Origin of the sequence: Peptostreptococcus anaerobius 653-L (assembly GCF_000178095.1) — a bacterium.
Classification (GTDB): domain Bacteria; phylum Bacillota; class Clostridia; order Peptostreptococcales; family Peptostreptococcaceae; genus Peptostreptococcus; species Peptostreptococcus anaerobius.
The window spans coordinates 16,459-29,622 of the sequence record NZ_ADJN01000072.1 but is presented as its reverse complement, the minus strand read 5'-3'; the positions used below and the strand labels follow the sequence as shown (position 1 = coordinate 29,622).

At 35.5% G+C, this 13,164-nt stretch carries 12 protein-coding genes; 9 read left to right on the top strand and 3 right to left on the bottom strand.

The genetic code is table 11. The annotated features are described in order from the left end of the window. The first annotated feature begins 33 nt into the window (after nucleotides 1–33). Together add and HMPREF0631_RS09310 are read left to right on the top strand one after the other, a co-directional pair. On the top strand, nucleotides 34–1,038 hold the full coding sequence (gene add, locus HMPREF0631_RS09315) for an adenosine deaminase (RefSeq protein WP_002844678.1): 1,005 nt from the start codon (nucleotides 34–36) through the stop codon (nucleotides 1,036–1,038). Nucleotides 1,039–1,065: 27 nt separating this feature from the next. Further along, a complete protein-coding gene (locus HMPREF0631_RS09310) occupies nucleotides 1,066–1,887 on the top strand; it encodes an Mrp/NBP35 family ATP-binding protein (protein ID WP_002844695.1) in 822 nt (273 codons plus the stop codon). A gap of 68 nt (nucleotides 1,888–1,955) precedes the next feature. On the opposite strand, the gene HMPREF0631_RS09305 is transcribed toward HMPREF0631_RS09310, so the two are convergent. After that, on the bottom strand, nucleotides 1,956–2,198 hold the full coding sequence (locus HMPREF0631_RS09305) for a hypothetical protein (RefSeq protein ID WP_002844707.1): 243 nt from the start codon (nucleotides 2,196–2,198) through the stop codon (nucleotides 1,956–1,958). Nucleotides 2,199–2,313: 115 nt separating this feature from the next. Between HMPREF0631_RS09305 and HMPREF0631_RS09300 the strand changes: the two genes are divergently transcribed. From HMPREF0631_RS09300 to HMPREF0631_RS09275, 6 genes are all read left to right on the top strand, one after another. Further along, nucleotides 2,314–2,943 (top strand): NUDIX hydrolase, encoded by a 630-nt coding sequence (locus HMPREF0631_RS09300; protein WP_002844701.1) that lies wholly within the window; start codon nucleotides 2,314–2,316, stop codon nucleotides 2,941–2,943. Further along, complete coding sequence (locus HMPREF0631_RS09295) at nucleotides 2,928–3,245, top strand: GIY-YIG nuclease family protein (RefSeq protein WP_002844738.1); 318 nt, start codon at nucleotides 2,928–2,930, stop codon at nucleotides 3,243–3,245. The genes HMPREF0631_RS09300 and HMPREF0631_RS09295 overlap by 16 nt, the downstream gene beginning before the upstream one ends. A 44-nt stretch (nucleotides 3,246–3,289) precedes the next feature. Further along, the gene (locus HMPREF0631_RS09290; RefSeq protein WP_002844724.1) at nucleotides 3,290–4,411 is read left to right on the top strand and encodes a DUF3810 family protein; all 1,122 of its coding nucleotides are present in this window, start codon (nucleotides 3,290–3,292) and stop codon (nucleotides 4,409–4,411) included. A 135-nt stretch (nucleotides 4,412–4,546) separates the two neighbouring features. Then, nucleotides 4,547–6,397 carry an SEL1-like repeat protein gene (locus HMPREF0631_RS09285; RefSeq protein WP_002844700.1) on the top strand — a complete coding sequence of 617 codons (1,851 nt, stop codon included), beginning with the start codon at nucleotides 4,547–4,549 and terminating at the stop codon, nucleotides 6,395–6,397. Between the two features lie 23 nt (nucleotides 6,398–6,420). Further along, on the top strand, nucleotides 6,421–7,356 hold the full coding sequence (locus HMPREF0631_RS09280) for a magnesium transporter CorA family protein (protein WP_002844690.1): 936 nt from the start codon (nucleotides 6,421–6,423) through the stop codon (nucleotides 7,354–7,356). Nucleotides 7,357–7,367: 11 nt separating this feature from the next. Next, entirely contained in the window at nucleotides 7,368–8,099 is a 732-nt protein-coding gene (locus HMPREF0631_RS09275) for a hypothetical protein (RefSeq protein WP_002844721.1), read from the top strand. A 38-nt stretch (nucleotides 8,100–8,137) separates the two neighbouring features. On the opposite strand, the gene typA is transcribed toward HMPREF0631_RS09275, so the two are convergent. Both typA and HMPREF0631_RS09265 read right to left on the bottom strand, forming a co-directional pair. Beyond that, entirely contained in the window at nucleotides 8,138–9,976 is a 1,839-nt protein-coding gene (gene typA, locus HMPREF0631_RS09270) for a translational GTPase TypA (protein ID WP_002844745.1), read from the bottom strand. A gap of 215 nt (nucleotides 9,977–10,191) precedes the next feature. Continuing rightward, on the bottom strand, nucleotides 10,192–10,395 hold the full coding sequence (locus tag HMPREF0631_RS09265; RefSeq protein ID WP_002845584.1) for a hypothetical protein: 204 nt from the start codon (nucleotides 10,393–10,395) through the stop codon (nucleotides 10,192–10,194). A 360-nt stretch (nucleotides 10,396–10,755) separates the two neighbouring features. On the opposite strand from HMPREF0631_RS09265, the gene HMPREF0631_RS09260 reads away from it, so the two are divergent. Beyond that, the gene (locus HMPREF0631_RS09260; RefSeq protein WP_002844698.1) at nucleotides 10,756–13,131 is read left to right on the top strand and encodes a heavy metal translocating P-type ATPase; all 2,376 of its coding nucleotides are present in this window, start codon (nucleotides 10,756–10,758) and stop codon (nucleotides 13,129–13,131) included. Nucleotides 13,132–13,164 lie beyond the last annotated feature (33 nt).

The following is a 13,164-nucleotide window of genomic DNA, read 5'->3' as shown; positions in this document are numbered from 1 at the left end:
TTTCTTATAGAATATTTTTAAATGGAGGATAATGTGCTTAGTAGAGATAATATAGATATAAAAAAATTGCCAAAAATAGACTTACATAGACACCTAGATGGGTCTTTGAGGGTCGAATCTGTAATTGATGAAGCAAGAAAACAAGGTATTGACATAGGTGATTATAAGGACATTGAGTCTAGACTTACCGCCAAGGAAAAAGAAGCTTCTTTAGTAGATTATCTGAAGTGCTTTGATCTACCTATAAAACTTATGCAGACAAGTCAGGCCCTTGAAAGGTTTACCTATGAATTTTTTGAAGATGCCTATAATGATGGGTTGGTATACTTAGAACTGAGATTTGCACCTGTACTGCATACTCAAAAAGGCCTATCCCTAGCTGATGTCATAGGGGCAGTAAAAAGAGGTATGGACAGGGCTACAGAGGATTATCCTATATATGGAAATATAATACTTTGCTGTATGAAGAACTTATCCCAGGACCAGGCAATAGAAACCATAGAAGCTGGGAAAAAATTTATAGGTAAAGGTGTTGTAGGAGTAGATCTTGCTGGACCAGAATGTGAAGGCTTTGCTCACAAGTTTATAGATGCTATGAAATTGGCAAAATCATATGGCTATAGGATTACCATACATGCGGGCGAAGCTGCTTCTGGACAAAATGTTGCAGATTCTATAGAACTCTTAGGAGCTGAGAGGATAGGTCATGGTGTAAGAATTTTTGACAATTCTAATGCATATGGTATAGTAATAGATAGGGGAATTTTATTGGAAATCTGTCCAACTAGTAATATACAGACCTCTACAGTAGAAAGAATGGATGCCCACCCTTTTATTGACTATTATAAAGAAGGAATTAACGTATCCTTTAATACCGACAATACAAGGGTATCAAATACCAACTTAAGTAAAGAATTATCAATAGTTTTTGATATGTTGAATTTGGACAAAAATGGGTATAAAAACCTATATGTAAATGCTGTTAAATCTTCATTTGCATCCGAGGCCGTAAAAAATAAATTACTAGCCCTAATATAAATTAATAAATTTTTTGGAGGTTTTAAAATGACAGAAGAAAATAGAGCAATAGGTGATTCAACAAATAAGCCTAACAACAATATCAAAAAGGTTATAGGCGTTATGAGTGGCAAGGGTGGAGTTGGTAAGTCAACTGTGACAACACTCTTAGCCCAGCAGTTAGTTGAAAATGGCCACACTGTAGGAATACTTGATGCAGATATAACTGGTCCAAGTATTCCAAAGTTACTTAATATGGGTGATGCTAAGGCATATTCAGATGGTGATTTTATAGTTCCAGTTATGTCTCAGTCAGGCATAAAGGTAGTATCACTAAACCTTTTGATAGATGAAGAAGAGGCTCCAGTTATATGGAGGGGGCCAATGGTAGGTGGAGCTGTTCAGCAGTTCTACAATGACACAGTATGGGGAGATTTAGACTACCTATTAATTGATATGCCTCCTGGAACAGGTGATGTTGCCCTTACAGTAATGCAGTCTATAAGACTTACAGGAATAGTTATGGTATCTATACCTCAGAACCTAGTGTCTATGATAGTTGCAAAGGCTATTAACATGGCCAAGCAGATGGATATACCAGTTATTGGATTGGTTGAAAATATGAGCTACGTTCCATGTCCATCATGTGATGAAAAGATAAGAATATTCAAGGATGACAACTTGGACAGCTTCTTGAAGGAATACGACCTAGACCTATTAGGTGAGTTACCTATGTCAGCAGAAGTGATAGACATTACAAACAATGGTATCAAGTCACTTAGCCCAGGCCTAAAAGAAGAAGTAGTTGCTATGACTAAAAAGGTTGAGAACTACAAGAGGAAATACAGTATGTCAATGTTTGGTAAATAAGCACTGATAAAGTAAATAAAAATAAAAAATGACTAGCTAAGTTTATCTTGGCTAGTCATTAGTTGTAACTAAAGTTTCTTTATTGATTTTATTGAATTTATAGGAATATATAAGTTATGGTTTTCATCTGCTCCTTCAATCGTAGAGTTTTTTGAAGTATGAGTTAGGGTAAGTGACAAATCGTCTACGTCCGAAATTACACCATAAAGTTTTTTTCTTGATAGATATGAATCAAGTTCTACAAACTCATTCATATGTTCATCAATAAATTCACTGAAACTCAAAGGTCTTCTTTTTCTAGCGTTCAACATAATTACACCCCCCTTAAACAAATCTCTATGTTGAATTTTTGAAAACATTTACCTGTTTTATTAAATATATTATATAGCATAATTAAGTGAAAGTAAAGGAGTTTAAGCAAAACATATGAGTTTTTATAGTAAAAATGAAAATAGAATTAAATTAATTGAAGTTAGATATAAATCTAAGTTTCTGAATGTATACGAGGTGATGTATAAAAATAAACTAAACCAGGACAAAAAATGGATTGTAGCCTCAAGAAAAAACAAAAAAGATTACACAGATTTATTAAACAAAGATAGGGAGTTCGGTGCTGATGCAGTATTAATTGTAGGTATGAACAAGCAAGCAGATACCGATAGACTAGTCCTTATAAAAGAATATAGGGTCCCAATAAATGACTATATATATTCTTTGCCTGCTGGTTTAATAGACAAGGATGAAGACATATATGAGTCTGCAATAAGGGAGATGAAGGAAGAGACAGGTCTTGATTTATATGACATTAACAAAGACCTTACCGTTGAGAATTCATACGCTTCCGTTGGTATGTCAGATGAATCACTAGCCATAGTATACGGAAAGGTGAGAGGGAATATATCCAAAGACTACCAGGAAATCAGTGAAGATATAGATACCATTTTGGTTACAAGAGAAGAAGCTAGACAGATAATGGATTCAAATAGCCCAATAGACATAAAAGCTTTATTGGTCCTAAGGGATTTTGTAGGGGATAATATATGTTCACATATCTAATAAGGTGTGAGGATGGGTCCCTCTACTGTGGATATACAACGGATATTGCCAATAGGTACAAAAAGCATAAGGATGGAAAGGGAGCCAAATATACCCGAAATAAAAAAGTGAAGAGCTTGGAACTATATATAGAGTTATACTCAAAGTCTGATGCTATGAGACTTGAGGCCCTTATAAAAAATAGATTTTCCAAGAAAGAGAAGGAAGAACTTATCAATGGAGATGACTCACTTATAGACCAATTTCAGCTAGATTACAAACGTATTGTAAGAAGACCAGATATGGATATTTTGTATACATAACAGATTAAAATTGTGTTATAATATATCATGCTGGGGGTGAGGAAATGTTTAAATTTAAGATCGGACCTATTATGCTATTTATAGTGTCGGTGTTTTTTATAGGGTTGGCATCGAGGTATAACAAGGCAACCGAATTGATTTATACAAATGTTATAAACAGATTTTTTAGAGAAAAACTAAGTCTGATATTTGATAAGATATCTGTTCCAGTTGGGGATATAGTAACTGTAGTTATCATCATATTTATTTTATTGGCAATAATAAACTTTATCAAGAATATAGTAAGACCCAAAAAATGGATCACATATATCTATAGGCTGTTCTGGGGCAGTGTAAATGTCATATGTGTATCTATGTTCATATATGTTTTACTTGCTGGACTTAATTATCATATACCAGACCTATCGACATCGTTAATAGAAAAATACAATCACAAGTATTCAACAGAGGTCAAGGTAAATGCTGACAATGCCAAAAGGGTCGAAGTTTACAAGTATATAGAGTCAAAGGCTGTTGAGACAAAAGAACTTTTAAATACCAATAGTGATGCTGGTGATTCGGACAATTCCAGCTGGGACATAAGGGATATATCAGCTCAGATCAGTCAGGGATACAGTATTATATCAGACCAATTCCCTATCTTAGGTGGTCATTACTGCCTACCTAAGTACTCTATCAAGTCGCCAGTATTTAATATCATGGGGCTTGATGCTAGGTACTATATGTTGACAAATGAGGTGAGTGTAAGTAACGAGCTACCATCTTTATATCAGCCATTTATATTAGGCAAGTACATGGCATACCAAAGAGGAGTTGTAAAAGAGGATGAGGCAGAGTTTTATTCATATCTCGCCCTAATCAATTCTCCTGATCAAAAGTTGAGATATTCAGCTTATATTTCTATGTTGGAATCACTTTCAGAGGGGTTGAAAGTAACTGATAAGATAGAATACAATAGATTGATGTCTTCACAGAGCCATGCTATAAAAAAGGATATAGAAATAATCAGAGCCTATAAAGCTAGCTATGGTATGGGTAAGGACTTTAAGGACCTATACAATTATACATTTAGAAGGGTGAATGGTGACGTAAGAGTTGAACCAGTGAATAGTCAGGTTGCTTATATACTCGCTACTTACTATTCGCTTTCTCCATATCAAAACTAATATAAGTGGTATCCAATTGTAAAATGGGTACCACTTTTTAAAATCCATCACTGTCAAGGTCGCGTCTTTCATTGACACTTGTCAGTCTTTGTTGTAAAATAAAATATGAGTTATTATGTGCAAAGAGGTGAAATCATGTCGCAAAACCCGAAAGTAGATTTTCTTAAAGGGAATTTTTATGAAAAAATAGGTAAATCAGAGTTGGCAGTAGAGAAGTTTGTCGAAGCAGCAGAAGCTGGTTATGACAAGGCTCAGTTGATACTTGGTCAACTCTATGATAGTGTGGGTGAAATAGAAAAGGCTGAAAACTGGTATAAGTTGGCCTTTAATAGTGGTATAGATTACGCTGCATTTAACCTCGGAAATATGTACTATAACAATGAGATATATGATACAGCCCTGTATTGGTATGAGTTGGCATCTCAAAGGGGCATACTTGCTGCTAAGAACAACCTAGGAGTGATCTTCTATATTCTTGAAGACTATGAGATGTCTGAGAAGATACTTACTGAGGCGGCAGGCGAAGGATTTTCAAAATCCTATTTCAACCTAGGATTACTAAACCATGAGCTAGACAAGGAAGAAATGTCTGAATCCATGTACAATAAGGGTGTTGAGGCTTCTGATGAGGATGCTATATACAACATGGCAGTCATTGAAATGGACAGGAGCAACTATGATAGGGCTATGGAACTATACAAGAGACTGACTAAGAAGAAACATATCAATGCTTGTATAAACTTAGGTATTTTATTAGAACTAGGCGACAATTTTAACGAGGCAGAGAAAGTGTACACAATAGCTGCTGAGGAAGGAAATGCCATTGCCCAATATAGATTAGCCTACATATTAGACAAGAAGAAAAAAGAATCTGATGCTATCCACTACTATGAGTTGGCAGTTGCACAGGACTTTACCCTTGCAAAATACAGGTTGGCCAACCTATATAACAGGAACAATGATACAGACAATGCTAGAATATACTATAAACAAGCTGCGGATGATGGCGTCAAAGAGGCAAAAAACAACCTAGCTGGAATACTTTTTGAAGACAAAAACTTCAAAGAGGCTGGAAAATACTATAAGGAAGCTATAAAAGATGGTTGTTATAATTCAGCTGAAAACATGGGTGACTTGTGTAGGGCGTTAAAAGAATATGATCTTGCCCTTAACTACTATAAGATGATACCTGATTCTATATCATGCCAAATCAAACTTGCAAATATCTATGAAAAAAAGAATGACATAGATAACATGACTAATTGGTATAAAAAAGCAGCAGATAATGGTGATTTGGAGTCTTGTTTTAAACTAGCTACTATATATGAAAGGACCGGCAACCCAAAAGGAGCAATCAGATACTATCAGATTGCAGCTGAACACGGCCATGATATAGCCAAGTTATATGCAGGAAGGTTGTTCTTCCTTGAGGCAAACTATGAAGAGGCAAAAAGGTACTTAGAAGGACCTGCCCAACTCAACAATATATATGCTTTAAATACTATGGGAGTCATGTACGACAACTTTTTTAAAGACCCTAAAAAGGCCATAGAATACTATGAGAAAGCAGCTAACCTAAAATGTACTGAATCCATGTACAATCTTGCCCAACTCCTGTTTAGACTATATGAATACGATAAAGCAGAGAGATACCTAAAATTGGGTACAGAATACGGCAATAAGAGATGCGAGTACTTTTTGGCAGCCTTTTACTATAGAAAATCTATGGATATGTTTAAGGCTCTTTCCAATATTAGTTACGAGAACACGAGTGAACTGTCTAATGATATAAAAATATTAAACTTTATAGATGATCACCTTCTTATGACAGACTTTAAGGTCAGCCCATTGATGTATGAAGAATTAAAAGAAGATGTAGAACCTCTATACATTATAGATATACAAGAGGATATAACACAATATATTAAGCCAAAAGAAGTTAGGATGGCTGTAGACCAAGGTGAAGTGGAAGACCTTGATATATAAATTACAAGTTAGGAGGTGATAGTATGATAAGATACTACAAGACAGTTAATCTAAAACTAGAAAGAATAAATGATTTTGAACCTGAGTGTTGGATTAACATATCTGAACCTACATCAAATGAGATAGATGATATGGCAAACTTACTTGATATCGAAGTAGACATACTATCAGCTGCCCTAGACGATGAAGAGTCTTCAAGAATAGAATATGATGAAAATTATACAATGCTTATAATAGATATACCTTTCGATATGTCTGATACAGAGGCATCAAATTATATAACTATACCTATAGGTATAATTCTTACTAAGAATTGTATTTTAACTGTGTGCTCCAAGCAGTCTAGGATAATCAATGACTTTATAGTAGGTCACGTTAAGGAGTTTTATACATTTATGAAAACAAGGTTTATACTTCAGATTTTGTATAGAAACGCATCTTACTACCTACTATACCTAAGAAGGATCAACAAGAGAACTAATGCAATAGAGCATGAAATTTACTCATCAATGAAAAATAAAGAGCTAAACCAGTTGCTACAATTGGAGAAGTCTTTGGTATATTTCTCTACGTCGCTCACAGCCAATGAAGCTACCCTAGATAGGATAGTGAAACAAAATATTATAAAGCACTATGAAGAAGATAATGACTTATTAGAAGATGTTATTATAGAGAATAAGCAGGCACTTCAGATGTCAAAGATGTATGGAGATATCCTTAGTAGGATTATGGATGCCTTCTCTGCTATAATATCCAACAACCAGAATACTGTTATGACAAACTTGACTATAATCACTATTATAATGGCAGTTCCAACTATCATATCCGGTCTATTCGGTATGAACGTTGGCGGTATACCTTTTTCTAGTCATCCACTTGGATTTTTGATAGTAAATGTTATTACAGCCCTTATATGTGTCGTGTCAACTATATATCTAGTTAAGAAAAAGTTCTTGTAAGAGGAATTATTATGAAAGAGATTTATTATGAAAAATTCTTGTCTATAGATACAAAGAGGGCAGAGACCCGTATGGATAGCTGCAAACTCTACAATAGGTATGAACCAACGCCCTATGAGGTCTTAGAGAAGCTATTGGATAGCTATGAGATATCAGACCAAGACCACATAGTCGATTTTGGGTCAGGTAAGGGTAGGGTAGCCTTCTTTTTAAATTGTTTTACAGGTGCAGGAGTTACTGGTGTAGAACTAGTTACTGAATTTCACGACAAGTCAATAAGTAACTACAAATCATACAAGGCTTGCCAAACAAAAAAGTCAAACTTGTTTGATGGTTTAAAGGCTAAGAAAAATGCTGACAAGACCAAGATATTCTTTGTAAATGACTATGCAGAAAGATATGCAATATCTAGGTTTGAAAACAAGTTCTTCTTTTTTAACCCATTCAACAAGATGATATTTATAAATGTAGTAAACAATATTATAGGGTCCTATGAGGAATTCAAAAGACCCATTGATATCATAATGTATTATCCATCCATGGATTTTATAGACTATCTTGAGGATAAGACGGTATTTAACCACATGATGGATATAGATACTAGCGGTGATCAGTTTACTTCTAATAATTTCAGGGAGAAGATATCAATCTACAGGATAGGAGATATGGGCCTAGAGACTTTGGGAAGTTGCATATCACCAAAACTAACAAGTAAACAAACTTATATAAAGATGAAAAAATAGGCTGCCAAAATGGCAGCCTTATTTAAATCTATAAATTATTAGTCTATAACCTTGTTCTGTAGAGATCTATTGTACTTGACTCTATCCTGTTCATTTAGGATTTTCTTTCTAAGTCTTATAGAATCGGGTGTTACTTCTACTAGCTCGTCATCTTCTATAAATTCAAGTGATTCTTCAAGTGTAAATATCTTAGGTGGAGCGAGCTTGATAGCATCATCTGAACCAGATGCTCTGACGTTACTCATTTTCTTGTTCTTGCATGGGTTTACTACCATGTCTTCTTTTCTAGAGTTCATACCTATGATCATACCCTCGTATACATCTAGACCTGGATCTACAAATAGTGTACCTCTTGATGATAGGGCATTTAGGGCATAACCCATTGTCTTACCTGGTGTCTGAGATATTAGAACACCATTTAATCTTGAAGGTATTTCACCCTTGTATTCTTCAAATCTTTCAAATGATGAAAGTAGGGTACCTTCACCTCTTGTAACATTTATAAATTCACTTCTGTATCCTAGAAGCCCCCTAGTAGGAACTATATACTGTATCTTAACATAGTCTCCTTCAAGAATCTCCATTGATTCCATCATACCCTTTCTTAGGTTTAGTTCGTTGATTACTGAACCTGAGTATGTTTCTGGGCAAGATACAGTTACTCTTTCAACTGGCTCAAACAAGTTACCTTCTTCATCCCTATGCATCAATACCTGAGGCTTAGATACACCTAGTTCGTATCCTTCACGTCTCATGTTTTCTATTAGGATAGAAAGGTGAAGTTCTCCACGGCCGCTGACCCTGTATCCATCAGTAGTTTCTAGAGGTTCAACTCTTAGACCTACATTTACTTCTAGTTCTTTTTCTAGTCTTTCCTTTATATGTCTTGTAGTTACAAACTTACCGCTTCTACCAACGAATGGTGAGTCATTTACCATAAAGTTCATTGATAGGGTAGGCTCTTCAATTAGGATAGCTCCCATTGGAAGTGGCTTGTCTACTGCACATATAGTTTCTCCGATTGATATATCAGATATACCAGCTATTACAACCATTTCTCCTGATACAGCCTCATTAGTCTGTACCTGCTTTAGACCTTCGTATACAGATAGCTTTGAAATCTTTCCTTTTCTAGCTTCCTTGCCTTCAGAACATATAGATATAGGTTCTGATGCATCTAGCTTACCCTTGAAAACTCTGCCTATACCAAGTCTACCTATATAGTCATCATAGGCTAGGGCAGATATCTGGACCTGAAGTGGTTCTTCATCGTAGTCTGGGTAGGCATCAACATGGTTGATTATTGTTTCGAATAGTGGAGATAGATCCTTGCCTTCTTCATCTAGTTCCTTGATTGCGATTCCCTGCTTTGCTATACCATATACTATAGGGAAGTCACACTGTTCATCTGTAGCATTTAGCTCTACAAATAGGTCGAATACCTCGTTTACAACCTCTTCAGCCCTCTGGTCCTTCTTGTCTATCTTATTTATAAATAGGATAGGTTTTAGGCCCTGTTCTAGAGACTTCTGAAGAACAAATCTTGTCTGAGGCATTGGTCCTTCTGTAGCATCTACAAGTAGGATTACTGTATCAACTGTTTTAAGTACACGCTCAACTTCAGAAGAGAAGTCACTATGGCCTGGTGTATCCACTATATTTATCTTATACTTGTCATGTCTGATTGAACAGTTCTTAGAATATATTGTGATTCCTCTTTCCTGTTCTAGGTCATTACTGTCCATGACACAGTCTTTTACTACTTCGTTGTCTCTAAAGACACCACTCTGATTTAAAAATGCATCTACTAGGGTAGATTTTCCGGCATCGACATGCGCGATAACCGCAATATTGATAATGTTATGTTCTAAACTCACAAAAAACGCTCCTTCTTTTTATTTATGTTACTAAACCAACCTGGTATATATTACTAGATCTTAGTCTTGTATTATTAAAATTAGTCAACTTTATAAGTATATCAAAAATGGAGCGTTTTGTACATACAATCTCGTATAAATATTTAATTGTCATTCTTAATTTTAATTGTAAAAGCTAGTAAAATGCCCTTATATAATTTGAAAAATTAAGTATTTTATTTCTTTGGCATAAAATCATCCTTGTCATTGTCATAAGACCTTACAAGATAGGTAAGTATAAAGCCGCAAGCAAGTCCACCTATTACTATTTTCCATGGGACATCATGACCACCTATCATACTTGATATTAGGGTTCCAACTGCAGAAAAAGCAGAGAACATAGCTATAAAATATAGCAGATATTTTGTTGATTTACTCATTTTAATTCAAGCAAGACTAATATCCTGCTTATCCTCCTGTGATAATTTAGTATAAATAAAAAATAATTTCTTATAAGCTATATTATAAGATACTTCTTCTATTATTTCAATCGTTTGCAGACTATTGTTAGCTATATGGATAGATGTTTTAAAATTTAGTTGAATTGCTATTCAAGTAGATATTTGCCTAAATTTTTAAGTCTTTATTTATGCAGACGATTAAGTATATAGTTGAATAAATATAAGAGGGGTATTTTTAAATAAATATAAGAGGGGTATTTTTAAATAAATAATCATTCTCTACTTGATAAAAATACCTATGAGGGGTATACTTATTGTAGGAAATATAGGAGGTATACAATGACAGAATTTAATAAAAGCGATAAATATATAGATAAAAACAATGATAATGTCATAGAAAATGACAGGTATGGAAACAAAAGCCTGGGTAAATACACGAATAAAGATACAGTTTCTACAGACACTAGTCCTACTAGAGAGATAGATTTCTATGTAAAGGGGATGTCTTGTGCTGCTTGTTCTAAGGCTGCTGAAAGATCTTTGAATAAGACATCAGGTATCACTAGTGCAAGCGTCAATATAGCTACAGAAAAGGCGTGTGTAGTATATAATCCAGACCTGTGTAGTCTTGAAGATATGAAAAAATCCATAGAAGGGGCAGGTTTTAAACTTGTTACTAACGAAGAGGCTCTTAATGATGCTGGAGAAAATACCAGTAGGTTGAATTTTACAGTGGCAATTACCCTTGCAGCCATCCTGTTTACTATTTCTATGGGGCCTATGATGGGTATTAGGTTGCCAAAAATAATATCTCCACACCACAGCCCAATGAATCATTCAATACTGCAATTATTGCTTGTCATACCTGTTATGATTGCGGGTAAGAAGTTCTACACAAACGGATACTCATCACTATTTAAGAAAAATCCTAATATGGATTCTCTAGTGGCGGTATCGACAACAGCTGCCTTTTTATTTTCCGTGTATAATACGATAAAGATGTGGCTTGACCCTTCATTTACAATGGCTATCATGGACAATGGGCACCATTTGCCCTTGTACTTTGAATCATCCGCAATGATAATAGCCCTTATAATGCTGGGCAAGCACCTTGAGACAAGATCCAAAAACAAGACCAACCAAGCCATCAAGTCACTGATACAGCTCCAAGCCAAGACAGCCATAATAGAAGTAGACGGCATAGAAAAAGAAGTTGCTATGGAAGATGTTATAGTTGGAGATATAATAATAGTAAAACCGGGTGCCAAGATACCTGTAGACGGTAGAGTAATCGAAGGCAAGAGCTCGGTTGATGAATCAATGTTGACAGGAGAGTCAATACCAGTAGAAAAGTCTATTGGAGATAGGGTTGTTGGAGCCAGTATAAACAAAAATGGCTATATTAAATTTGTGGCAGAGAGGGTAGGTAGGGACACTAGCCTTTCTCAGATAATAAGACTCGTTGAAGAAGCCCAAGGCAAGAAAGCTCCAATAGCCAGCTTGGCAGACAAGGTGTCTGGAATATTTGTGCCATTTGTTATGACGATAGCCCTTATTTCAGGATTAGGCTGGTATTTTATTGGACAAGAGACATTTGAATTTTCCCTTACAATATTTATATCGGTTCTTGTAATAGCTTGTCCATGTGCACTTGGACTTGCTACACCTACAGCTATAATGGTCGGTACTGGTAGGGGGGCAGAGAATGGTATGCTTATAAAGGGTGGAGATTCACTAGAGTCTGCCCATAAGATAAGTATGGTTGCATTTGACAAAACCGGTACAATAACATATGGACAGCCGGTGGTTACTGATATAGGCATAGTAAACGAGGCCTATGGTGAAAGTGACATTATAAGAATAGCAGCATCACTAGAAAATAAATCAGAACATCCTTTGGCCGAAGCTATTATGACCAAAGCCAAGTCTATGAATGTCGATATAGAAAAAATAGAAGATTTTGATAGCATAACTGGTATGGGTATAAGGGCTAGAATTGCTGGAGACAGAGTCATGCTAGGCAACATAAAACTAATGGAGGGTCTTGATATAGATTCAGATATATTAAAAAATTCAAATATACTAGCCAAGCAAGGAAAGACACCTATGTTTTTGGCTATAAATGATGATCTTGCAGCTGTAATATACGTTTCAGATACGATAAAGGATACCAGCAAGAGAGCTGTAGATCTTTTACACTCTATGGGAATAAAAGTTGCTATGATTACTGGGGATAACAGGGATACAGCTATGGCAATCGCCTCACAAGTTGGTATCGACAAGGTGTATGCACAGGTATTGCCTTCTGAAAAATCAGATGTTGTAAAAGAGCTACAAGGGACCGGTGAATTTGTTGCAATGGTAGGTGATGGCATAAATGATGCTCCAGCACTGGCAGTATCGGATGTTGGAATAGCTATAGGTAATGGTACAGATGTGGCCATTGAATCAGCCGATATAGTCCTTATGAAAAATGACCCAAGCGATGTAGCCAATGCGATAAAGTTGAGTAGGGAAACCATTAAAAATATTAAGCAAAATTTAGGTTGGGCCTTTATATATAATATCTTAGGAATTCCATTTGCAGCAGGTATTGCTCATATATTTGGAGGGCCGCTTTTAAATCCTATGATAGCCGCTGCGGCAATGAGTATGTCTTCTGTTAGCGTTGTTACAAATGCCCTAAGACTTAGGAGTTTTAAGACTTTCAATTAAGCCTTTTCCATTTTAATTAAGATTTAGATATAA

Bases quoted from the DNA above. Each gene is read 5' to 3' on its own strand.
- HMPREF0631_RS09310 (WP_002844695.1), top strand. From the start codon at position 1,066: ATGACAGAAGAAAATAGAGCAATAGGTGATTCAACAAATAAGCCTAAC.
- HMPREF0631_RS09305 (WP_002844707.1), bottom strand. From the start codon at position 2,198: ATGTTGAACGCTAGAAAAAGAAGACCTTTGAGTTTCAGTGAATTTATT.
- HMPREF0631_RS09300 (WP_002844701.1), top strand. From the start codon at position 2,314: ATGAGTTTTTATAGTAAAAATGAAAATAGAATTAAATTAATTGAAGTT.
- HMPREF0631_RS09295 (WP_002844738.1), top strand. From the start codon at position 2,928: ATGTTCACATATCTAATAAGGTGTGAGGATGGGTCCCTCTACTGTGGA.
- HMPREF0631_RS09290 (WP_002844724.1), top strand. From the start codon at position 3,290: ATGTTTAAATTTAAGATCGGACCTATTATGCTATTTATAGTGTCGGTG.
- HMPREF0631_RS09285 (WP_002844700.1), top strand. From the start codon at position 4,547: ATGTCGCAAAACCCGAAAGTAGATTTTCTTAAAGGGAATTTTTATGAA.
- HMPREF0631_RS09280 (WP_002844690.1), top strand. From the start codon at position 6,421: ATGATAAGATACTACAAGACAGTTAATCTAAAACTAGAAAGAATAAAT.
- HMPREF0631_RS09275 (WP_002844721.1), top strand. From the start codon at position 7,368: ATGAAAGAGATTTATTATGAAAAATTCTTGTCTATAGATACAAAGAGG.
- HMPREF0631_RS09265 (WP_002845584.1), bottom strand. From the start codon at position 10,395: ATGAGTAAATCAACAAAATATCTGCTATATTTTATAGCTATGTTCTCT.
- HMPREF0631_RS09260 (WP_002844698.1), top strand. From the start codon at position 10,756: ATGACAGAATTTAATAAAAGCGATAAATATATAGATAAAAACAATGAT.